The organism is Tenuibacillus multivorans (assembly GCF_900103915.1).
GTDB classification, from domain to species: domain Bacteria; phylum Bacillota; class Bacilli; order Bacillales; family Alkalibacillaceae; genus Tenuibacillus; species Tenuibacillus multivorans.
In genome coordinates this window covers 41,813-64,181 of the sequence record NZ_FNIG01000008.1, presented here as the reverse complement: position 1 = coordinate 64,181, position 22,369 = coordinate 41,813, and the positions used below count along the sequence as shown (strand labels likewise).

Annotated in this window: 18 protein-coding genes and 1 pseudogene; 14 read left to right on the top strand and 5 right to left on the bottom strand. The window is 36.8% G+C overall.

The features are described 5' to 3' along the window. Window positions 1-11: 11 nt before the first annotated feature. Window positions 12-1,031: a thiazole biosynthesis adenylyltransferase ThiF gene (locus BLP77_RS12070; protein WP_093857391.1), complete on the top strand. Its 1,020-nt coding sequence runs from the start codon at window positions 12-14 to the stop codon at window positions 1,029-1,031. 226 nt (window positions 1,032-1,257) lie between these two features. On the opposite strand, the gene BLP77_RS12065 is transcribed toward BLP77_RS12070, so the two are convergent. From BLP77_RS12065 to BLP77_RS16150, 3 genes are all read right to left on the bottom strand, one after another. Continuing rightward, window positions 1,258-1,614, bottom strand: a complete 357-nt coding sequence (locus tag BLP77_RS12065) for a helix-turn-helix domain-containing protein (RefSeq protein WP_093857390.1) — start codon at window positions 1,612-1,614, stop codon at window positions 1,258-1,260. A gap of 432 nt (window positions 1,615-2,046) precedes the next feature. Then, the gene (locus BLP77_RS12055) at window positions 2,047-5,292 is read right to left on the bottom strand and encodes a DEAD/DEAH box helicase (protein WP_093857388.1); all 3,246 of its coding nucleotides are present in this window, start codon (window positions 5,290-5,292) and stop codon (window positions 2,047-2,049) included. Between the two features lie 163 nt (window positions 5,293-5,455). Further along, on the bottom strand, window positions 5,456-5,587 hold the full coding sequence (locus BLP77_RS16150; protein ID WP_261753346.1) for a hypothetical protein: 132 nt from the start codon (window positions 5,585-5,587) through the stop codon (window positions 5,456-5,458). A gap of 150 nt (window positions 5,588-5,737) precedes the next feature. On the opposite strand from BLP77_RS16150, the gene BLP77_RS12050 reads away from it, so the two are divergent. The 10 genes and pseudogenes from BLP77_RS12050 (at window position 5,738) to BLP77_RS12010 (ending at window position 15,674) form a co-directional block, all read left to right on the top strand. Further along, window positions 5,738-6,730, top strand: a complete 993-nt coding sequence (locus tag BLP77_RS12050; protein ID WP_093857387.1) for an LLM class flavin-dependent oxidoreductase — start codon at window positions 5,738-5,740, stop codon at window positions 6,728-6,730. 180 nt (window positions 6,731-6,910) lie between these two features. Further along, a pseudogene (locus BLP77_RS16285) lies at window positions 6,911-7,063 on the top strand (TetR/AcrR family transcriptional regulator); the annotation flags it as partial. Between the two features lie 45 nt (window positions 7,064-7,108). Further along, window positions 7,109-7,777 (top strand): hypothetical protein, encoded by a 669-nt coding sequence (locus BLP77_RS12045; RefSeq protein WP_245686873.1) that lies wholly within the window; start codon window positions 7,109-7,111, stop codon window positions 7,775-7,777. Between the two features lie 5 nt (window positions 7,778-7,782). Beyond that, window positions 7,783-9,237 (top strand): MDR family MFS transporter, encoded by a 1,455-nt coding sequence (locus BLP77_RS12040; RefSeq protein WP_093857386.1) that lies wholly within the window; start codon window positions 7,783-7,785, stop codon window positions 9,235-9,237. 173 nt (window positions 9,238-9,410) lie between these two features. Further along, window positions 9,411-10,187 carry a Cof-type HAD-IIB family hydrolase gene (locus tag BLP77_RS12035; RefSeq protein ID WP_093857385.1) on the top strand — a complete coding sequence of 259 codons (777 nt, stop codon included), beginning with the start codon at window positions 9,411-9,413 and terminating at the stop codon, window positions 10,185-10,187. Window positions 10,188-10,249: 62 nt separating this feature from the next. Continuing rightward, on the top strand, window positions 10,250-11,269 hold the full coding sequence (locus BLP77_RS12030) for a M23 family metallopeptidase (protein WP_245686872.1): 1,020 nt from the start codon (window positions 10,250-10,252) through the stop codon (window positions 11,267-11,269). A gap of 31 nt (window positions 11,270-11,300) precedes the next feature. After that, entirely contained in the window at window positions 11,301-12,323 is a 1,023-nt protein-coding gene (locus tag BLP77_RS12025) for a LytTR family transcriptional regulator DNA-binding domain-containing protein (RefSeq protein WP_093857384.1), read from the top strand. Between the two features lie 102 nt (window positions 12,324-12,425). After that, complete coding sequence (locus BLP77_RS12020) at window positions 12,426-13,274, top strand: ABC transporter ATP-binding protein (RefSeq protein ID WP_093857383.1); 849 nt, start codon at window positions 12,426-12,428, stop codon at window positions 13,272-13,274. After that, on the top strand, window positions 13,271-13,978 hold the full coding sequence (locus tag BLP77_RS12015) for an ABC transporter permease (RefSeq protein ID WP_093857382.1): 708 nt from the start codon (window positions 13,271-13,273) through the stop codon (window positions 13,976-13,978). The genes BLP77_RS12020 and BLP77_RS12015 overlap by 4 nt, the downstream gene beginning before the upstream one ends. A gap of 163 nt (window positions 13,979-14,141) precedes the next feature. After that, complete coding sequence (locus tag BLP77_RS12010; protein WP_093857381.1) at window positions 14,142-15,674, top strand: glycine betaine uptake BCCT transporter; 1,533 nt, start codon at window positions 14,142-14,144, stop codon at window positions 15,672-15,674. Between the two features lie 685 nt (window positions 15,675-16,359). Here the strand turns inward: BLP77_RS12010 and guaC are convergent. Continuing rightward, the gene (guaC, locus tag BLP77_RS12005; RefSeq protein WP_093857380.1) at window positions 16,360-17,343 is read right to left on the bottom strand and encodes a GMP reductase; all 984 of its coding nucleotides are present in this window, start codon (window positions 17,341-17,343) and stop codon (window positions 16,360-16,362) included. Between the two features lie 165 nt (window positions 17,344-17,508). Between guaC and BLP77_RS12000 the strand changes: the two genes are divergently transcribed. The 3 genes from BLP77_RS12000 to BLP77_RS11990 all read left to right on the top strand — a co-directional run bounded on the left by BLP77_RS12000 (window position 17,509) and on the right by BLP77_RS11990 (window position 21,171). After that, complete coding sequence (locus tag BLP77_RS12000; protein WP_093857379.1) at window positions 17,509-18,354, top strand: hypothetical protein; 846 nt, start codon at window positions 17,509-17,511, stop codon at window positions 18,352-18,354. A 31-nt stretch (window positions 18,355-18,385) separates the two neighbouring features. Beyond that, window positions 18,386-18,964: a TetR/AcrR family transcriptional regulator gene (locus BLP77_RS11995; RefSeq protein ID WP_093857378.1), complete on the top strand. Its 579-nt coding sequence runs from the start codon at window positions 18,386-18,388 to the stop codon at window positions 18,962-18,964. Between the two features lie 110 nt (window positions 18,965-19,074). Further along, on the top strand, window positions 19,075-21,171 hold the full coding sequence (locus tag BLP77_RS11990) for an MMPL family transporter (protein WP_093857377.1): 2,097 nt from the start codon (window positions 19,075-19,077) through the stop codon (window positions 21,169-21,171). A 137-nt stretch (window positions 21,172-21,308) separates the two neighbouring features. Here the strand turns inward: BLP77_RS11990 and BLP77_RS11985 are convergent, their stop codons facing one another. Continuing rightward, entirely contained in the window at window positions 21,309-22,364 is a 1,056-nt protein-coding gene (locus BLP77_RS11985; RefSeq protein WP_093857376.1) for an acyl-CoA dehydrogenase family protein, read from the bottom strand. Window positions 22,365-22,369 lie beyond the last annotated feature (5 nt).

Sequence of the window (22,369 nt, the reverse complement as noted above, 5' to 3'; positions counted from 1 at the left end):
GAGGAGTTACCATATTGGAACGTTATTCGAGACAAATTCTATTTGATCCGATTGGTGAGAAGGGTCAAGAGGCTTTAAGTCAAAAACATGTCTTAATTATTGGAGCGGGTGCCTTAGGAACAGGAAATGCCGAAATCCTAGCTCGCGCTGGGGTAGGACAAATCACGATAGCTGATCGTGACTATGTTGAAGAAAGTAACCTACAACGGCAGCAGCTTTATACGGAGCAGCATGCTTTAAACCACGTTCCTAAGGCTATTGCGGCAAAAAATCGATTACAAGAAATTAATTCATCTGTGGAAATTGATGCTCATATTATGGATGTGACGCCAGAAGACATGGAGCAATTATTAAATGGCGTCGATTTAATCATCGATGCCACCGATAATTTTGATATACGCTTCATGATTAATGATGTGGCTGAAAAGCATCGTATTCCCTGGATTTACGGCGGTTGTGTTAGTAGCTATGGACTGAGCTATACCATTATTCCAGGAAAGACACCTTGTCTAAATTGTTTGCTTCAGACGATACCACTAGGTGGCGCAACATGTGATACCGTTGGTGTTATTGCACCAGCTGTTCATATGGTTGTCGCGTATCAAACAGCCGAGGCTTTAAAAGTCCTAACAGACAATCATGATTCATTACGACATAAACTCGTCTATTTTGATTTATGGAAAAATGAACAATCATCCATTGATGTTAGTCAAATGAAGCAAGATGATTGTGCTTCATGTGGTCAACATCCTACTTATCCGTATTTGTCCTATCATAATCAGACGAAAACGACTGTGCTTTGTGGGAGGGACACGGTCCAAATTCGGCCACCGCAAAAGGTTAATAGAAACTTAGATGAGTTAGTCCATTTTCTAAATCGAAAGGGCGGTAAAGTCGAACACAATCCATTCTTAGTCTCTTATTCTTACAATGATAATCGGATGGTCTTTTTTAAGGATGGCCGTGTGTTAATCCATGGCATCAGTGATATTAAAGAAGCTAAAAAACTCTATCATCAAATTCTTGGTTAGCGTTATGGAGTGCGTTGTCATCTTAAAACTCCTCCCCTTCGTCAAAGCGTACCTATTCAGTCAACATGCAGTGTGTTAGTTCATAAAGATCATGTTTCTAAAGCAATGAAATTGTTATCAGAAACTTAGTTGGAGTAAATGGGCTTGGATTAAAATCCAAGCTCCCATTTGAATTTTATCTCACAATAACTCCAAAGGGGTCTGCTGGCCTTGTTCGTACGATAATCTAAATTATCTCATGCTTAGCTAATACGGCTTTAATCATGGAGTAGCTAATTTCATCGGGTAATTGTTCTTTAATCGGCTTCAGTTTAATGTCGGGTTCATCAGGTATCTGATTTAGGATTATTTCCTTGGCCTCACCAGTAAATAATAGATCCCAATTGACTTCATACCCGTTTTTATGCGCTTTTAATAGATGTTTTTCAATAGTGCTGATGGTATAATCCCTTTCTTTAGCGATATCTTCAATTAATGCGCCGTTTTGGAATAGCTTATAAGTAACAAGGTAGCTTGGATCTTGATCGACTTTCTTTTTTGTTATGATTGACTTGGACTCATGCAGCCGATCAGGCCGTATCAATTAATCATATTTCTAATAGTATATTGGTAGATTCATTGAGAAAGGGTCAGTCATATGCTTAGTAAATGGGACCATTATTATTTAAGGAAACTTATTGAGGAGATCTGTTGTGATGATGACTGCTGTTGTGAATATGACAGACATCACCTGAAATTAGAGCCTCTTAAAAATTCCCATGAAATAGACAAGGTAAGACAACACGATGAGAAAAAACATTATAGATATTGTGAATGTGGTTGTGGCGATTATTATATTAAAAGGAAAATGAAAAAGAAGCATCATCCTAACATTGATGTATGGGAATCTAAAAAGCATAAGCAAAAATGGGACTGTGGATGTTAATCTCTTAATTTTTGAGAGTGATTAAGAGCTTTTTAAGTAAAACATAAGCAAAATGAATAAAGGTGAGCGAATTTTGATTCGCTCAGATTATTATACGTTAAGCAGTTCTCGTATTTCATCTTCGCTTAAGCTTTGGAACATCGTTTCACCAGGTTGAATCACATTTTCAATCAGTTCCCGCTTACGTTGTTGGAGTGCGTATATCTTTTCTTCGATTGTACCTTTCGTAACCAAGCGGTGAACCTGTACAACGTTTTTCTGACCCATTCGATGGGCACGTCCAGCTGCTTGTTCTTCTACAGCCGGGTTCCACCAAAGATCGTATAAAATAACGGTATCGGCACCAGTTAAGTTAAGGCCTGTTCCTCCAGCTTTTAAGGAAATAAGGAATATATCTTTTTCGCCTTGATTAAATCGTTCAACCATCTTAACTCTGTCTTTTGAGGGTGTTTGACCATCTAAATAAAAGACATCTCTTCCCATTGCTTGAAGTTCATCATGGATGATTTTCAGCATGCTAGAAAATTGCGAAAAGATTAAGATACGGTGGTCGTTTTCTCTTGCTGTATTCACCATGTCAAATAATTGATTAAGTTTTCCTGATTCTCCCTCATAATTTTCAATGAAAAGTGAGGGGTGGCAGCACAGCTGTCTAAGACGCGTGAGTCCTGCTAAAATTCTCATTCGACTTTTTTGAAAACCTTCTGTTGAAATAGCATCAGCAGCCTCGCCTTGAATTTGTTCAAGGTAGCCGAGATAAAGCTGTTTTTGTTCTATTGTTAATTCCGAGTGTTGGACAGATTCAATTTTGTCCGGCAATTCGGTTAACACATCCTGCTTAACTCGACGTAAAATAAACGGTCGACTCATACGTGATATTTGTTCTTGTGGTAGATTACGGAATTCCTTTTTATTCGGGAAAAATCCGGGTAAAATCACATCAAATATAGACCATAATTCATCGAGTGAATTCTCAATCGGTGTTCCACTTAATGCAAAGCGTCGAGCTGCTCGTATTTCGCGAATGGCTTTTGCTTGTTTTGTTGTATCATTTTTGATTGCCTGTGCTTCGTCTAAAATTAAAGTAGAAAACTCTAGTTCACGATAGAACTCTACATCCTGGCGTATTAACGGATAAGATGTCATGATCACGTCGACATTATCAAGGTTTTGTAGAAGTTCCTTCCGTTCGGCAATGCTTCCACTGATCACCCTGATATTCATTGATGGCGCAAATTTTTCAAATTCAGCCTGCCAATTGTAGACGAGTGAAGCAGGTGATACCACTAATGCTGGTCTGTCATCACGTTTTTCCTCAATTTCTGACAGTAGAAACGCAATACTTTGTAAGGTTTTACCTAATCCCATATCATCCGCTAATATTCCACCGAAACGATAACGACTTAACGACTTCATCCACTGAAATCCGACATTTTGATAATCACGTAAATCAGCTTTTAATGAGGTTGGTATGGTAAATGATAACTCTTCAGGATGTTTGATATCGTGAACGAGCTGATTGAATGTCTCGTTATAATTCGTTTTAAGTCCTTGAGAGACGGCCTCGTCAATCTGAAGGCCACGGTAAGCTGGTAACTGGAGCTTGCCATCGTTCATGTCATCTGGTTTCAGTCGTAATTCATCAAACAAATGAGTCACTTCGGATAACGATTCATCTTGTAGTGGAACAAATGCCCCATTAGGTAAACGGTAATAACGCTTTTTCTCAACAACGGATTGTAAAATATGATTGATTTCACCTTGTTCAACATCACCTAGATCAAAATTAATCTCTAAGAAATCTTCACTTGATTCAAGGTCGACATTGACAGTTGGGTATGTCAAATCATCCCACAACCAATTCTTTACCGGTCGCGTCAGGTAAATGTCCAAATAATCTTCGAATTGAGGAAGGAGTTCATAAAGGAAACTAAAGATTTCATCCTCCTTCTCCAGATAGAGCTCAGACCCATTATATTTAAAGGCTGCATGTTCGATTACACGCATGACTTCTTGTTCTTTCTTAGCATCACGTAATAAAATTTGATCAGCATGTGGCTTTTGCATTTTTTCAGGCTGCATGGGATCAATAACGATATTTCCGTATCTATATTGAATATTAGCCGTCAAACGCTCCTCTTCACGATCAAGGTGCATCGTTGCGTGAAGTGGAGGGTTCACGATGGATTTTTCTACCTGTTTGGAAAGCTTGACGTTACCAATCTGCCTTAAATTTGGTAACACTTGTGATATAAAGGTATCGATTTGATGTTGTTTAATTGGAATCTGTGGCTTTTGAGATGTATTAAGTAATTGATAGAGTTGGTCCATTACATTTTTTTGATATCGATTAAGGTCATAGAAGTTATGATCAACTTGAATAACTCCATATTCTTTATAATATTGGCTTTGGTTTAAAGAATTATAGTTAAGGACATAGTTCTGCTTAATATCTTTTAAAGAAAATTCAAATGGAACCTCATCGACATGCCAGTATATTTGACGATATTTTTCAATTCGCCCCTCATATGAGCAACGATGGTTGACTATTTTAGGCAAAAATTGTTTTGCAAAAAATGGTGGAATCGTCATTCCTCTTTGGTTAGATGCAGGATAGAATTTATTCTCATAAAAACGTTCGTTTCTATAAATGTCTAATAGAATATCGATAACCTCTTGATCCTCGTCCTTAAAATAATGAAGTTCTGGATCATAGATAAAGTTAGGTGTAAAATAATGTTCTTTCTTCCAAGCTAAACTCTTCAAAAATTCCTTTAAGTTTTTAACTACGTAGGTCCGGTCAACACCAACCTTCATTTCTACAGAAAGAAAGTCACCTACAAATGCTTGAATTTGAGGCTTAAGTGTAAATTCTAATTGTAATGGCTGTCGACTAGATGTATAGTCAAGGTCTAAATCATCCGATTGATACCGATTTGTAAAGATATCAATCATTTCGGATGAGAAATCTCTTGAAGTATTTCTACGAATAGGGTTAGATTTAGTCTGTTTTAGATAATCACTAAATGTTATAGGCCTTTGAGTTGGTTGCGTTAGTTCTTGCTCTTCGTTATCAGCGATTTCTAATAACACAGCAACAGAATGTTTACAGCTTCCATATTGGTCATGAGCGGGGCAGCTGCAAGTGTATGAAATGGTATGATCTAGGTTTTGGATGTTTACATGGTAAGGCTCACTTCCAAGAACCGTTGCTTCCCAGCAGTCTTCTAAATCATCATAAGTCAGATTTTGGACTTTTCCTAAGTTATAATATCGTAGGCCCCTTTGATAAATGGTGCTTGAAAACAAATTTTTAATATATGGCTTAGTAATCATGGATATTCATTCCTTCTAATCAAGTACTGTAAACTTCATCATTAATGATAACATTAAGGGCATAACTTAATAAGCACCTATGTTATCTTTTTAACCGTTTTGTACTTATCACTCATATAACCCCAAAAGATCTGTGACACAATAGATGCTAATGGGCCGACTGCTAGTACCCATCAACTTGCGTATAGTTTAATTTATCGTTTAAATACACTGGTAAAAAAATGATTAGCGCATTAGTCACATGAAAGGCAAATAATAGTGTTTTTAAGGGTGTTAATGATTTTTGTTCTGTCATAATCAATGTCTCCAAAATAGATAGTCACAATCCCTAATATACATGATTTCAAGATAGAAATGAAATAGGACAAACGCTTTATTAGACGTTTAGTGAATGGTTGTTTTATATTTATGTGTAGTGATGTTTTAAAGGAAAGGACGTTTATAGATGAGATTAAGTGTTCTAGATCAAGCACCCATTACGAAAGGCAATACCCCAGCTGACGCTTTAAAGAAGGCAGAAGAATTGGCCATTTTAGCAGACGAATTAGGTTATCATCGGATGTGGATGGCGGAGCATCATGGTACAGATGCATTTGCAAGTTCAGCACCTGAGGTATCAGCTGCCCACCTTGCTGCCAAAACAAATCATATTCGTATCGGTACAGGTGGAGTGATGATGATGCATTATTCCCCACTTAAGCTAGCAGAAGTGTTTAAGACATTGAGTTCCCTCGCACCAGGTCGAATTGACTTCGGTGTCGGACGGGCACCAGGTGGAGATCATAATAGTATTTACGCCTTATCTGAAGGGCGCGAGCCTATGTTAAATAATATGTACGAAAAATTTGAAATAGCTTTACAGCTGATCAATGATGAGCAACCTGATGACGCTCTTTATAATCAAACAATCGCTACACCTTCAGATGTGGTGTTACCTGAGGCTTGGCTATTAGGTTCAAGTGGAAATAGTGCCATGCAGGCCGGACGTATGGGAGTAGGCTATTCATTTGCGCAGTTTTTCAATGGCGAGTTATCCAAGGAAATTTTAGATACTTATAAAGTGAATTTTGAGGCATCATCTTTTATGGAAAAAAACGACATCAGTGTCTCGTATATGGTAACGGTGGCGGAAACGGCTGAAGAAGCGGAATTTGAAGCAGGTCCACAAGATATATCCCGCTTAATGTTAATGAAAGGCCGAATTTCTCAAGCTTTAACACCTGAAGAGGCTAAGAATTATCCGTTAACAGAAATTGATCGAATGCGAATTGAAGAAAATCGTAAGCTTCACTTAGTCGGTTCAGCTAAAGGTGTTGCTGAAACATTACGAGAGGAACAAGAGCGATATGGTTTTGATGAGGCAATGATTGTTAGCATTCCACATTCACAAGAAAAACGTTTAAATGTCTACCGGTTATTAGCAGAGGAATTATTGTAATTGAGTACCGCCAATGATGTCCCATGACATATCATTGGCGGTTTTTTGCACGTTATAAAATTATTCAAATTTTATTAGGCGTATCAATCGTTTAACGAATTGACAAATTCGGAATAACGTATTAGTATAGCTTTTGTGACTAATTGGTTACTAAGTGTGACTTATTAGTTTTAGGGGGTTATTATTATAAGTATTAGAAGTAAATTACTCCATCATGGCACGATACTATTTTCTAAGAAGGGATTTCAGCAAACTTCGGTACAGGAAATTGCGAATTCATCCGGTATCTCTAAAGGTGCTTTTTATAAGCACTTTGATACAAAAGAAAGCTTATTAATTGAAATTCTAAAAAGTAATTACGATGAAATGGTTAAACAAGTGAGTGCACAAATGGATATAGAGGGTATATCCAAACGTGAAATTTTTATAAAAAAACTGAGTCACGAACTTGATCATTGGATGAAGAATCGTGAATTTTTTAATGTTATTTTTCGAGATTTTCCACCTCATGAAAGTGAACAAATTACAAAGGTTATGGAAAAATTCAGGAAAACAATGATCAATATTCATAAAGAGATTTTATTTGATACTTACGGATATAAAGTCTCACCGTATATTTCGGATGTTGTGACCATACTTGAAGGTATTCTGAAAGAGTATGTCTTCACAATCGTTTTCAAACGGCAATTTGTAAATGTAAGAAAACTCGCAAATTTGATCGCCGTCAGTATGGATGCCATTGTTCAATCTTTATTGGATGTTGAACCAGTTCTAGATGAACAATTATTCGGTGAATTTGACATAGAAGAAGAGCTTGAAAATCGATTAAGCATTATTAGAGAAAAGATAACAAAATTAAATATATCGAACACAGAAATAGAAAAAATAGAATCGTCATTACAATTAATTCATGATGAAATATTCAAGGAAAACCCAAAAGTATTTTTACTGGAAGCATTGATTGTTTATTTGAAGAATGAAAGTGAATTAGAAGAAGACTTTGAACTAATGGAGCGTTTATTAGATAGATACGTTGGAGAGGATTGATAAATATGTCAGAAGTTAATACAGATCAAATAAAAAAAGCACCGATGCTTGCTGTTATGCTTGTCGGTGCGTTTTTTGCTTTATTAAATGAAACTTTGTTAGCAACAGCTTTACCGAGTATTATGGACGATTTTAATATTACAGAGAATAAAGTTCAATGGTTAACGACAGCTTTTTTACTAACAAATGGGGTTATGATTCCGATATCAGCATTTTTAATTGAGCGTTTTTCAACTCGAAAAATTTTCTTAACAGCAATCAGTGTTTTTATTCTCGGAACCTTTGTGGCATCTATATCTCATAGTTTTCCGTTATTATTAACGGCACGTGTCATTCAAGCTGCCGGCTGTGGAATTATGCTTCCGTTAATGATGACAGTTACGTTAACGATTTTTCCTAGAGATAAGCGTGGAAAAGCAATGGGATTTGCAGGATTAGTGATTTCATTTGCTCCTGCAATAGGACCGACTTTATCTGGTTGGCTATTAGAGTATAATTCATGGCGCTCGTTATTCTATGTGGTATTACCAATAGCCATTATGACTTTAATTGTGGCCATCTTTGTCATAAAGAATGTAACGAAACTGTCGTACCCTAAAATTGATATTATTTCTATTATTTTATCTTCATTTGGTTTTGGTGGATTATTATTTGGATTTAGTAGTGCAGGAGATGCTGGTTGGACAAATGAGCGCGTACTCATTAGCATTATTGGTGGTATAGTAATTCTAGCCTTGTTTATTTGGCGTCAACTTAAATTGAAAACACCTATGCTAGAATTTAGAGTGTTTAAATTTAATATTTATACGATATCATTAGTCATTACGATGATTGTTATGATGTCCATGATAGGGGCTGAGACCATGCTCCCGTTGTATATGCAAAATACTCGTGGTTTTACGGCTTTGGAATCAGGACTAATGTTACTTCCTGGTGCTATTGTGATGGGGATTATGTCTCCAGTAACGGGAATGCTGTTTGATAAGTTAGGTGCACGAAAATTAGCTATCCCTGGTCTTGCTATTGTAGGGATCACAACCTTAATGTTTACGAATTTATCCATGGAAACATCATTTACGTTTTTAGTTATTGTGTACGCTATTCGAATGTTTGGACTATCATTGGCGATGATGCCTGTTATGACGAATGGATTGAATCAACTACCGCAAGAATGGAATGCTCACGGGACGGCTATGGCCAATACACTGCAACAAGTATCTGCTTCCATAGGTACGGCTATATTAATTACAGTTATGACGACAGGTGCTGAGCGTTATAATCCAGATATGTCGGCCTTACAAGGGTCACAAGCTGAGATAAAAGAACAAATAGCCAATAACGCTTTAATCAATGGCTATAATATAGCGTTTATCGTTGCAACGGTACTTTCTTTTGTAGCCATGTTTTTATCATTTTTTCTACAGAAGAAAATTTCAAGTCAAAGCAAGCCATTAGCTTAAGTAGCATAGCACAGTTTTAAGGACACGTGAATTCACAATTGAGTTCACGTGTTTTTAATTTATCATTTCTATCAGCATAAGTAATCTATGTGATTTAAATATCGGCATTCTTTTTTATTTAAAGTCATGATATTATTTTTATGTGAGATTTAAAAAGACATGGAGGAATAGAAATGAATCAAAAACATATCATTTTTTTCGATATAGACGGCACTCTACTTGATCAGGATAAACAGCTACCTAAAAGTACAAAACAAGCGATCGCAACATTAAAAAAAGAAGGTCATGAGGTGGCAATTGCGACTGGTAGGGCGCCGTTTATGTTTAGAGAACTTCGTGAAGAACTCGGAATCGATACATATGTAAGCTATAATGGACAATATGTTGTTTTAAGGGGAGAAGTTATCTTTAAAAATCCACTTAATAAAGTAGCCTTGGATGGCTTAACTGATTTGGCCGTTTCCAATAATCACCCTGTGGTTTATATGGATCATGAGGATATGAAAGCTAATGTTCCTGAGCATGAATATATCCATGAAAGTATTGCCTCACTTAAAATTGATAAGCTACCAGGCCATGATCCGAATTATAAGGATAGAGTGTTATATCAGGCGTTACTTTTTTGTGAAAAAGGAGAAGAACAGCCGTATCAAAATAAATTTGATGAATTTGAGTTTACGCGTTGGCATCCATTTTCGGTCGATATTATTCCAGCAGGTGGTTCAAAGGCAGAAGGCATTGAAAAAATTATCGAGCAATTAGGTATTCCAAAAGAAAATCAAGTCGCATTTGGAGATGCCTTAAACGACCTAGAGATGTTAAATCAAATCGAACATAGCTTTGCGATGGGAAATGGGCATGAACTGGCTAAAAAGGCAGCAAGATATGTGACGAATTCAGTTGAAGATGATGGTATCTACCACGGTTTGAAATCAATTAGTTTAATATAGTATATGACCTTTAGGAATACTTTGGTATAATGATGTGAGATTATCCAAAGGGAGCGAGTGCAGTGAAAAAAGTATTGTGGGGGATGTTATTGTTGTTTTTAGTGGCTTGTTCAAATAATGACGAAAATGCTGATCAAAACCAGTCAGAGCAAGAAAAAGAGCCAGTAACTGAGGAAGAACAAGATAAAACTGAATCAGAACAAGAACAGTATCATGAACCGATTACGGTAGAGGATTTCCCTAATGCGTTTTTAGAAGGGAACTTTGAAGCGATTTATAATCAGATGAGTGAAGAATTTAAAAATATGGTAACGTTTGATCAATTTAAGGTATTAGGTATAGATTTTAATCAAAATGTTCAAGGTTTTAAACTCATTTCTGAGATGCCTTATCAAAATGTAACGGAATATCAATGGTTAAGTGACCAAGGTGATAAAGGAATACGTGGTCATTTTTCAGACGATTTAACGATACATGGACTTCAATTGATGCTAATTTCATCTCATCCGGAAACAGATAAGGAGTATACGCAAAATACTTATCAAATGCCTTTTAAAGGTGAATGGTTTACGTTTTGGGGCGGTACAAACGAATTAGTTAACTATCATTACGCCTTAGAAAATCAAAGATATGCCTATGATTTAATGATTGTTAAAGATGGTTATTCGTTTGATGGTGATCCAACTGATAATGAGAGTTACTTCGTGTATGGTAAAGACGTCATTGCTCCAAATGGAGGTGTGGTTGTATCAGTTGAGAATGGTATCGAAGACAATACACCAACAGTTGATACAAATGCTGAAAATCCATTGGGTAACCATGTCATCATTGAGCATGACCACAATGAATACAGTGTAATAGCGCATTTGAGGCCAGGGAGCTTAGAAGTAACGGAAGGGGATGTCGTGGAGACCGGTGATTTACTAGGTCAAGTAGGGAACTCAGGTAATTCCAGTGAACCCCATATCCATTTCCATGCTGCTGATGGACCAAATTGGGCAGAAGCAACATCTATTCGAATAAAATTTGAAGGAGACAAAAATCCTGTTCGAGGGGATAGTGTCATTGGTTTTGAAGAATGATTTTTAACAAGGGGAAGAGGAAGAAACGTCTATGTTAAAGCTTAAACAAGCAGAGAAAATCCAAGGTCATTCAAAAATGTTTTCCAATGTAGATTTAGAAATTAGACAGGGTGATTGCGTTACTATCCATATAAATGCGGATACCAGAGTGACCCTAATGCAGTTATTGACTGGGAAAGAGGAGTTATCATCTGGTGACATTTGGATTGATCAACAATTAATGACTAAAGGAAAGAAGCCAAGTTGGGAAAAGGTTGGCTTCTTATTTTTGAATGACGGACTATATGATCGATTAACGGTTCGTGATTATATCAAATTTAATATCAAACTATTCGGTTCAACTAAGACGGTTGAAGAAGTTTTAAATTTCGTGCAATTAACTAAGGAAGCGTCAGTTAAAATCGGTCATCTAACATTTTCGAAAAGGCAACGACTGTTATTTGCTCGGTTGTATATACATAATGCGCCTCTTATGATCTTAAGTGATCCGGATCAAAATGTAGATATTGAATCGAAAAGGATTATCATAAATGGACTTAACCAGCTTCAAAAAGAAGATCATGCCATCCTTGTTCTGACAAGTAACATGGAAAGTGCCTTAACGTTTAGTAATCATGTATATCGAATGGACGAAAGAGGTTTACACGAGGTTAATGAAAGTCAAGAAAATAATCATGACGAAGAAAAGTTAGATGAACAAGTAGACACCACATTGGTTGAATTTAATAAAATACCGACGAAAGTAAACGATAAAATTATTTTATTTGACCCCGTTGAAATTGATTATATCGAAAGTATTAAAGGCAGTTCTTACGTTTATGTCGGTGGATCTGGATATCAATGTACGTTTACGTTAAATGATCTTGAATCAAAATTATTATCCTTTGGCTTTTATAGATGTCACCGCTCTTATATTGTTAATTTACAAAAGGTTCGAGAAGTAATTACTTGGACAAGAAATAGTTTTAGTTTAATGATTGATGATGGTGAAGAATCTAAAATCCCGCTTTCGAAAAATAAGATGGCAGAATTAAAAGACATGTTGGGGTTGTAAATAACTCCACTCACCCTTAAATATGCTCCATTCATCTAAATTTTAATGCTGAACCTCCTAATATTGCCTAAACTGAAGGCAGTTACAAGGAGGGAGAAACAGATGGAAGAGATTATAAAAGTAGATTCTTTAACCAAATTTTTTGCCAATGAGGAGGCACTAGACGGATTGGATCTCTCCATTCACTCACGTGAAATTTTTGGATTTTTAGGCCCGAGTGGAGCTGGTAAAACGACAACAATTAAATTGTTGACAGGCCAATTATTACCTACGAGTGGATCAGCGACCGTTTTTGGTGTTCCTGTTAAAGAGGTGAATTCGCCTCAGCATCTTAAGAAAATAGGCGTTATGTCTGATAATAGTGGTCTTTATGAAAGACTGTCTATTTATGAGAATTTAAAGTTGTATTGTGAATTGTATCAGGTTACAACTGATCGCATCCGAGAAGTCTTAGAAATGGTGAATTTAATCGGAGAAGAGAAGAAGATGATCTCTAAGTTATCTAAAGGAATGCGCCAGCGTGTCGTATTGGCGAGAACATTTTTGCATAAGCCCAACCTTTTATTTTTAGATGAACCAACTGCTGCACTTGACCCGGTGAATTCGGAACAAATTCATCGAGGGTTAAGGGAGCTGAATCAAAATGGCACAACTATATTTTTAACGACACATGATATGCGAGAGGCTGAGACACTCTGTGACCGTATTGCCTTTTTAAATAATGGCGAGGTTCAACTCATGGGGCCTCCCAAGGAGCTACAACGTCAGTATAGTAATGGAAATATCCGATTGGAGTTAAAAAATGGCCATGAAGTTGAAGTTCAAAACAATAAAGAAGGTGCACAAAAAGTCCATGAGTGGATGTCATCGGGTGAATTAGTCCGTATCCAATCTCACGAGCCTACTTTAGGAGAAATCTTTGTGGATATAACGGGGAGGAAACTAATATGAATTTATCCGTCAAACGCATCAATGCTATCTTTCAAAAAGATCTGAAGGATATTAGTAAAAATATATTTGTGCTATCGACTGTGCTCATACCATTTTTATTTGCCTTTCTTTACGGGCGTCAGGGAGATGTCCCATTAGAAGTTCAATTTTTAATTATAAATATAGCCTTTACTGCCGTAGGTGCTTTTGTCCAAAGTGCTGTTATAGCAGAAGAAAAAGAGAAGAACACTTTAAGAGGTTTAATGATGTCTCCAGCAACTTCGTCTGAGATTTTAACAGGAAAAAGCTTACTAAGCGCTGTTCTGACCGTTGTAACAATGATTGTGTGTCTGTCAATTACCAACTATGTCGTAACCGATCCAATTATGTTACTAAGTATGATAATTGCTTTGATTTTCTTCATTTCACTTGGTACCTTGGTTGGATTAATGACGAAGTCATTGATGGAGGCTTCAGTGGTTTCGGTTCCCATCATATTTGTCTTTGGAATGGGAAGAATGTTTCAAGAGTTATTTCAAGGGAATAAACTAGTAATGATTTTTGATTATCTACCAAATGTTCAGTTAGAAATGCTTGCTAGCCAAATAACAGAAGGAGCTAGTTTTGCCGAATCGTTACCTTACCTAGGTACAATATTAGCATGGACCCTGATTTCAATTATCGTAACCGTCATAGTTTACAATAAAAGTACTTTGGATGCTTAATTTTTTTCAACAGAATAATATATACAGCTCTCGCTTTCGGGCGAGAGTTTTTATTATGAATAAAAGTATCAATGCTTAAGATAATAAAGACATAGAAAACTTTTCCCGCTTACTGGCCGTAAATAATTGAGCCCGCTATACAGCAGAAAGGAGTCTTTTTGTCATGTTCAAAAAAGCAACAGCTGTGTTTAAAATATCTGCAAGTGTTATGTTAGTGCTCGTGTTAATAGGTGTTTTGTGGCCAGATGGGTTGGAAGAAGCTACAACAAACATACAAGGATTTATTTCAACGACATTTGGGTGGTATTACTTAATTATCGTTACTATTTTTGTGTTAGTTTGTTTAGTTTTTTTAATAACGCCACTTGGAAGGATTAAGCTCAGTGAACCAGGAGAAAAACCAGAGTTCTCAAGACCTACTTGGGTTGCCATGTTGTTTAGTGCTGGTATGGGGATTGGTTTAGTGTTCTGGGGGGCTGCTGAACCAATCAGTCACTATGCCACGAGTTCGCCTACTGGTGAAACAGGCACTGATCAAGCTATAAAAGACGCTATGCGCTTTACCTTTTTCCATTGGGGGATTCATGCTTGGGCGATATACGGGATCGTTGCTTTAGTTTTAGCTTATTTTAATTTTAGACATGGAAGAAGAGGTTTGATAAGTGCTACACTACATCCAGTATTCGGTAAAAGTATGGATGGCACATTTGGGAAAGTGATTGATGTTCTTGCCGTTATCGCAACGGTAATAGGTGTTGCGACCACTTTAGGCTTTGGGGCCGTTCAAATAAACGGTGGTTTGTCCTTTTTGTTTGATTTGCCTTTAGGCTTTCTTATGCAATTAATTATTATTGTTATTGTTACAGTTTTATTTATGATCTCAGCATGGACAGGATTAGGTAAAGGGATCAAAATATTAAGTAATGCTAATATGATTCTCGCTGCTTTATTGTTTGTCGTAATGTTTGCCGTTGGACCAACCTTATATATTTTAAATTTATTTACTAATTCAATTGGGGCCTACGTGCAGCATCTTCCTTTCATGAGTTTCAGAATAGCCCCTTTAGATCCAGAATCACGTGAATGGATTAATAATTGGACCATATTTTATTGGGCATGGTGGATTGCATGGTCTCCGTTTGTCGGTATTTTTATTGCGAGGGTATCAAAAGGACGTAGTATTAGGGAATTCGTCTTTACGGTATTGATCATTCCTTCAATAGTTGGTTTCCTATGGTTTGCTACGTTTGGTGGAACAGCGATTAACCTTGAACATAATGGGATTGATATCATTTCTGATCTCGCGACAGAAGAAGCCTTATTTGGTGTCTTTTCTAATTTTCCATTAGGTATGATTGCTTCGATTGTGGCGATTACTTTGATTGGGACATTCTTTATAACCTCTGCTGACTCTGGAACCTTTGTATTAGGTATGATGACAACGGGTGGATCACACGAACCAGGTCAAAGAATTAAGCTAACATGGGGTGCACTACTGTCAGCTACAGCGATTGCTTTATTATATACAGGTGGACTTCAAGCTTTACAAAACACGATGATCATTGCAGCTTTACCATTCTCAATCATCATGTTACTAATGGCCTTTAGCTTTATTAAAGCCATCTATAAAGAGGGAAGGCAATTAGGAATTGGGAAGATAAATTATAAAGACAAAGAATTTAAAAAGAAAAAGTAAGGGTGCTGAAACTTGACCGGTTCCATTATGAGGTGCAAAACTGAAAAACTCATAGGGCACAAAGAAATCACAATACAATTTCACACGAAAAGGGGCTTGGATTATCAAGCTTATTGCCTTCTTCCACTAAAGCAGGACGATAATAAATTGCCTATTTAGCGGAACAAGGTGCAATATCGTTGAACATATATATTTGTTGGGATCGTCGTTCCGCTATTTTCGATAAATTGCCTATTTCGAGCACGATATGTAATCCTGATTCCGCTATTTGATCTTTTCATCCTCATTTTTAGGTGTTTTGGTCATTTAACGGAACCAGGATCCACTTCATCCCTTTTTGGACCGCTTTTCTTACATTTAGCGGAATGAGGATTCATTTCAATAATGAGTTGGATCCTGGTTCCGCTATTCTTGTAACTTTTATTTACATCTTTCCTCAATAATCCTACAAGTACACTTCTTTGCAATAATATCCCCATAAATTTCCAAAAACACATGCGAAATTACAAAAAATTCACAAGCCTCAATAATTATTTCCATATATGTGAATAGCATTGTGATTTAACCTGATTTTTTGTCCATAATCCTTCATAAGTGTAAGAAAAGAAAACACGTGAATTCACGTGTGAAATTGGTTCCGTTTCGACTTGTTTGCACTTCAAAACGGAACCCGTTAGCTGAAACTTTAATAAATTTTATCCCCATTAAAAATTGAATTTTTAACAATGACATAGTCTACGTGTCGAATAGCAGATAATTGTGAGCCGCCAGCATATGAAATAGCCGATTGCAAATCTTGTTCCATTTCAGTTAAGGTATCCTGTAAAGAGCCTTTATGTTCAACATACATTTTCTTGCCTTCAACGTTTTTCTTCTCGCCTTTTTGATATTCAGATGCCGAGCCAAAATATTCTTTGAAAAGTTTACCATCTTGCTCAACAGTTTCGCCTGGTGATTCCTCATGTCCCGCAAAAAGTGAACCAATCATGACCATAGATGCACCAAAACGAATGGATTTGGCGATATCTCCATGTGTCCGTATACCACCGTCAGCGATTATAGGTTTCGTCGCAGCTTTTGCGCACAGGCGAATCGCGGCTAATTGCCAGCCACCTGTTCCAAATCCTGTTTTAATCTTTGTAATACAAACTTTCCCTGGGCCAATTCCGACTTTTGTGGCGTCAGCTCCAGCGTTTTCTAGCTCCCTGACGGCTTCTGGTGTTCCGACATTTCCTGCAATAACAAAGCTAGAAGGTAAGTGTTTCTTAATATGCTTGATCATTTGAATAACTGCATCGGAGTGTCCGTGTGCGATATCAATCGTAATATATTCAGGTGAAAGGTTTTCCTCCTCGAGTTGTTCGATAAATTGGTATTCCTCGTCTTTAACACCTACACTTATCGATGCGATTAAATGTTTTTGTTTCATATTTTTAATAAAATTAAGACGTCTTTCAGGTTTGAAACGGTGCATGATATAAAAATAGCCATTTTCAGATAGATAGGTTGCGATCTTTTCATCGATAATTGTCTGCATATTTGCCGGTACGACTGGTAGTTTGAATGTACGACCTCCAAATTCAACAGATGTATCACATTCCGACCGACTTTTAACTACACATTTTGCGGGAATTAGCTGAATATCCTCGTAATCAAATACGTTTTCCACATTTATCTCCCCTAAAAGCGAATACTTTTTGATAACATTAACTTAATGTTCGTATATTGTTAATTTACATGATTCTTTAAGTAATGTAAAGTGTATGAATTTTAAGTTTCTGTTAAATTGAAAATTCATAGCGTTAGCGATATATTGAATGGGGGAGTGATATAATTGAAGATTGTCGATACGGTACCATTTTTTATGGAAAATTATAAACCGAATATTGAGTTTCTCAAAACGTATTATCGTCAATATCCGGATATTTTTGATGAATATTTTGCTTATCATTGTCAAAATACAGATGATAGGCTTGGACAGTCCATTCAAAGATATCCAGACTCATTTGATCAAATTAAGCAGGTACATCAAAATATCAAACCGATTATAGCTGAAGTGGGATATCGATACGAAGGGTTGTATGGTGTATCATTTCCGATTGATATTAATTTAATTGTCGGAGGATATGGTTCCAATGCCTATACACATCGACAATATGTCCCAAATATAACATTTGCCTTAGAGCGGCTATCTCCGAATGTGAATCATTTGAAAGTGATCGTAGCGCATGAATTTGGTCATGCTGCACAGAATATATTGTCTAATGAAGCGGGTATAAATTGGTCTGAGGTACGTTGGGATAGTCCTTTAACATGGTTAAGTCAAGAAGGGACAGCAACGTACTTATCAAGGTGTATTATTCCGAATTTAAATCCATCTATTTATTTTTCTTACGATGATGAAGGGTCGAAATGGTTAGCGTTTGCCGAAACACATAAAAATCGAATAAAAGATGCATTTCGGGAAGACTTTTTTAACCAAACATCTAAGGACATGTTTCGAGAGTGGTTTTCCATTAACGGTGGAAAACAATTTGGTTACAGCAGACTAGGGTATTATTTGGCTGACCTATTTTTTCAAGATCAAGTTATTAAATCAGGTGAACGAAAAGCGATTATGTCCTGGAAGGATGAGGGTTTTTACGATAAAGCCAAGGATTGGTTAAGTCGCCAAGAATAATAGTTTGCTATAATGTGGATGAGGTGATCACATGGCTCGTCAGCGTAAATTTTCAATAGAAGAACTATATCAGTCAACTAAAGAATTACTGTTAGAACGTGGTTATGAAGGCTTTACGTTCAGCATACTAGCAAGCCAATTAGATGTGTCACGCGGGACGATTTATAAATACTTTGAAAACAAAGAAGAACTGATTATGGAATATATGATATATGAAATGAATATATTTTTAGAGGATTTGACGGACATTCAACGTTTTCATAGCTTTGAAACCCAACTTGAGTTTTTACTTGAACTGATGTTTGACAATGTCGAAATCCAACAGCTAATTGAAATTGGTCAGCAGGTTCCAGACAATACGAGTTCAAAAGCAAAAGAACATAAGGAGCGATTGGATCATCTTCATCTTGAACTGTATAACTCATTGCAAAGTTTTATCCAATTAGGTAAAGATGAGCAAAAGATAAAAGAGCATTTACCAGACTCATTGGTTTTAGGGTTTATTTTTCAAGCGATTACAATTCCTAATCACTATGGAGTTCCGCATAAAGAATGGGTAAAATCCATTAAGGAAATTATCCGACATGGAATGTTCATTAAAGTAAATTGACACACTTGTTTCGTTGATGGAAAATGAAAATGACAAGAGTGTCATTTATTTTTTGATTAAAAGTAACACCAGTGTCATTTTGGCTCAATGTAAATGGAAAGGATTCTGAGATGAGAAAATTACTACAAGCTATAACTGATCGTGTCTCGACTAAAAAAGGGATGTGGATAACATTAACTTCATGGTTAGTGATTACGATGCTTTTGGCAGTCTTTGCGCCGAATGCAAAGGATTATGAAGTATCGCGGATTGCATCATTACCAGATGATGCACCGTCCGTAATAGCCAATGAAAAAGTCGATGAATATTTTGCTGAAGACGATGGAACTTTAGCATTGTTAGTTTTTCAAAATCAACAGGGTGAAATTAATGTCGATGAATTGGCCGGCGTCGTTGATCAAATACAAAATGAAACCATTCATGGTGTGAAAAGTATGGTTCCACTGTCAGATTTGCCGCCACAAGCGATGTCTAGCTTTCTTTCTAAAGACGGAACGACGGCCATGGTTCCGATGACATATGAAACCTCATTAGAAACTGATGAAATGAGTGAGTCGAATGAACAAATCAATGGAATTGTTGAAGCGTCGACTGACCTAAGTTTTTACGTGACAGGACCTGCAGGAATTGCGACGGATTCACTTGACTTATTCTCACAAGCTGATTTGGTCTTAATTTTTTCAACAATAGGTATTATTTTAATTCTTTTAGTCATTATTTATCGCTCACCATTGCTTGCGTTTATTCCATTATTAGCGGCAGCTTTTGTCTATGAAGCCACTATGCAAATACTTGGGCTAATGGGTAAAGCCGGACTGGCAATGAGTAATCAGACATTATCTATCATGTCGATTCTATTGTTTGCAGCCGTTATTGATTATTCGTTATTTGTGTTGTCACGTTTTCGTGAGGAATTAAAAGTACAGGAAAATAAATATGAAGCGATGAAGCTTGCGATGGGACGGACTGGAATGCCTGTTTTTTTCTCAGGTGGAACGGTTCTAGCTGCAATGTTAGTACTATTCTTTGCACAATTAGGAGATTATCAGAACTTTGCTCCAAGCTTTGCAACGACAATGGCCGTAATTATGCTTGCATCGGTTACATTAGTTCCAGCACTGTTTACACTGTTTGGTCGGAAATCTTTTTGGCCGAAAATCCCACGAGTGGGTGATGAACTGGTCAAAAATAACTCATTTTGGCTTAAGGTTGGGCGTCTTGTTTCAGGTAAACCCGTCATTTCAGTTGCGTTAGTCGGTATTTTCTTAATTGCTTCAGCTTTAAACCTGTTCAATTTAAAATATGAGTTTAACACGCTAAACTCATTCCCAGAAGATATGCCGTCACGAGCAGGTTATCAAATATTAGAAGAAAAATTTGACCCCGGTGATTTGGCTCCAACGACGGTACTGTTAGAAGGGGAAGAGGCTTTAAACGACGAACAGGTAGAAGATTTACGAGAGCAGCTCAGTCAACAACCGCTTGTCAATAATGTTCGAATGAACGGTGTAGCAGAAGACGGACGAGTCATTAATTACAGCCTAGCTTTTTCAGAAAATCCATATGACACCGAAACGATTGATGAACTAGAAGCCATCATACAAAATTCGGATGACGTATTAGCTAACAATCAAATTGAGGGAGAATTATACTTCGCTGGAGAGACAGCAACCAAAGTTGACGATCGTAATGCGAATAACCGTGATGTTGTTGTCATTGTCACATTGGAAACCATACTTATATTTATCATGCTAATTGTCTTAACTAGATCCATTAAAATGCCTGTTTATATGATGGGAACGATTATAGTATCTTTCCTAGCCGCATTAGGTTTAGGCAAGTTTTTAACAAATCTGTTCTTTGATATCGATACAATTAGTAATCGAGTCCCCTTATATGCCTTTGTCTTCCTCGTCGCCTTAGGGATTGACTATAACATTATGTTAGTGTCAAGGTTCCAAGAGGAAAGGAAGAAACATGGTGTTAAACAAGCGGTTGAACTAGCGGTTGCTAATACAGGCGGTGTCATTACATCAGCTGGTCTCATATTAGCGGCAACATTCGCTGTTTTAATGACACAGCCCGTACAATTATTGTTTGTTTTCGGATTCATTGTTGCGATCGGTATATTACTGGATACATTCTTGATTCGAGGCGTTTTACTGCCTGGATTGATTGTTTTATTTGAAAGGAAGCGGAGTGGATAGTGGAAATTAGCACACAATTTTTAGGTTGTGTACTAATTTTTATATTTGGGTGCTGATATTTGAGCGAGTTTTTGGTTGGACGAACATTTTTGGACAAAAACGATTAGTTTATTTTGAAAAAATATTATAATTTAGAGTTATTCATACGATACCAATAATTTATGCTGTGAAGCGGTGTGTAAATCGCGATAAATTCGATTGAGTTCGGTGCTTTCCATAATGGCATCCATACCAAGATAACGAAAAATAACTTGTGCGCCTGAAACAGCGCTATGTGCAACCTCTTGGCTTTTTGTCATAATATCGATGAGCTGATCATCGGTTACAGTCTCCCCATTCAGATGGGTATCCCACGATTGCTCGATGGACTGATAGAAGGCTTGCACATCTTTTATATAAGGTTGTTCTGATTGCTTAATTTTTTCGATTACCGTTTCATAACGGTTAGGATCCCAGGTTTCTTTCTTTTTCCCGGCATATGCTCTTGCTTCTTCGAAAAAATGTTTGGCGATACCAATAGTTGTTGACGCAATATTAGCTACTGAAAATGGCAAAAATGGGTAATGGTAGACTGGATCATCATAATGAAAATGTGGCTTCATAACATCAAAAGTATATTCTTCTGGCACAAAAACATCTTGCACACGAAACGTATGGCTATTGGTTCCTTTTAACCCGAACGCTTCCCAATCTTCAATAATTTCGACTTGTTCTGCTGTAAAGGTAAAAGCTTTAGCCATGCCTACAATTTCACCGTCTACCTCAATTTGACAGTTCGCAGTAAAAATTGTTGCATTCTTTGAACCACTAGCAAATTTCCATTCACCATTAACGATGTAACCTCCATCAACTTTTCTAGCTGTCCCCGATGGACGATCGCTTCCAGCTATATAAATATCCCGTTTAGAAAAAATATCTTTTGCAACTTTCGGATTCATAGTTGTTACAAAAAATCCCGCACCAGAACCTATTTGGACTAACCAGCCAAAGCTACCATCAATATACGCAGCATCTTCAAATATTTTAATCGCTTCAGGAAATGGAGTCATGTTCCCATTAAGCTCATTAGGAACAAATAGTTTAAATAGTTTTTTCTCATAAATTAACTCCAAGATTTCACGCGTTAACTCGCCGGAAGATTCAATTTCACGTGATTGACTTCTTATAAGCTGAATGTCTTTTTGACTAAACATTTATA

Coding starts and splice junctions, on each gene's coding strand:
- BLP77_RS12055 (WP_093857388.1), bottom strand. CDS start 5,292: ATGATTACTAAGCCATATATTAAAAATTTGTTTTCAAGCACCATTTAT.
- BLP77_RS16150 (WP_261753346.1), bottom strand. CDS start 5,587: ATGACAGAACAAAAATCATTAACACCCTTAAAAACACTATTATTTGCC.
- BLP77_RS12050 (WP_093857387.1), top strand. CDS start 5,738: ATGAGATTAAGTGTTCTAGATCAAGCACCCATTACGAAAGGCAATACC.
- BLP77_RS12040 (WP_093857386.1), top strand. CDS start 7,783: ATGTCAGAAGTTAATACAGATCAAATAAAAAAAGCACCGATGCTTGCT.
- BLP77_RS12035 (WP_093857385.1), top strand. CDS start 9,411: ATGAATCAAAAACATATCATTTTTTTCGATATAGACGGCACTCTACTT.
- BLP77_RS12025 (WP_093857384.1), top strand. CDS start 11,301: ATGTTAAAGCTTAAACAAGCAGAGAAAATCCAAGGTCATTCAAAAATG.
- BLP77_RS12020 (WP_093857383.1), top strand. CDS start 12,426: ATGGAAGAGATTATAAAAGTAGATTCTTTAACCAAATTTTTTGCCAAT.
- BLP77_RS12015 (WP_093857382.1), top strand. CDS start 13,271: ATGAATTTATCCGTCAAACGCATCAATGCTATCTTTCAAAAAGATCTG.
- BLP77_RS12010 (WP_093857381.1), top strand. CDS start 14,142: ATGTTCAAAAAAGCAACAGCTGTGTTTAAAATATCTGCAAGTGTTATG.
- BLP77_RS11995 (WP_093857378.1), top strand. CDS start 18,386: ATGGCTCGTCAGCGTAAATTTTCAATAGAAGAACTATATCAGTCAACT.
- BLP77_RS11990 (WP_093857377.1), top strand. CDS start 19,075: ATGAGAAAATTACTACAAGCTATAACTGATCGTGTCTCGACTAAAAAA.
- BLP77_RS11985 (WP_093857376.1), bottom strand. CDS start 22,364: ATGTTTAGTCAAAAAGACATTCAGCTTATAAGAAGTCAATCACGTGAA.